This window comes from Natrialba sp. PRR66 (genome assembly GCF_034808065.1).
In the GTDB taxonomy this organism is placed as follows: domain Archaea; phylum Halobacteriota; class Halobacteria; order Halobacteriales; family Natrialbaceae; genus Natrialba; species Natrialba aegyptia.
Map to the genome: position 1 here is coordinate 1 of NZ_JAXHGN010000175.1, position 257 is coordinate 257.

Genomic DNA, 257 nt, shown 5'->3' on the forward strand with positions numbered 1-257 from the left:
GCAGGAGTCAATACAGTCACCACCTTGGTGGAGAACAAGAAGGCTCAGCTGGTGGTGATTGCCCATGACGTAGACCCCATTGAGCTGGTGGTTTTCCTACCTGCTCTGTGTCGAAAGATGGGGGTGCCCTACTGCATCATCAAGGGAAAGGCCAGGCTGGGGCACCTGGTCCACAGGAAGACATGCACCACCGTTGCCTTCACACAGGTTAACTCGGAAGACAAGGGTGCTCTGGCTAAGCTGGTGGAAGCTATCAG

At 55.3% G+C, this 257-nt stretch carries 1 protein-coding gene; it reads left to right on the forward strand.

What is annotated here, in order from left to right:
• Positions 1 to 257: ribosomal L7Ae/L30e/S12e/Gadd45 family protein (locus SM755_RS23895; RefSeq protein ID WP_323174868.1), on the forward strand; the 257-nt coding region annotated here is incomplete at both ends.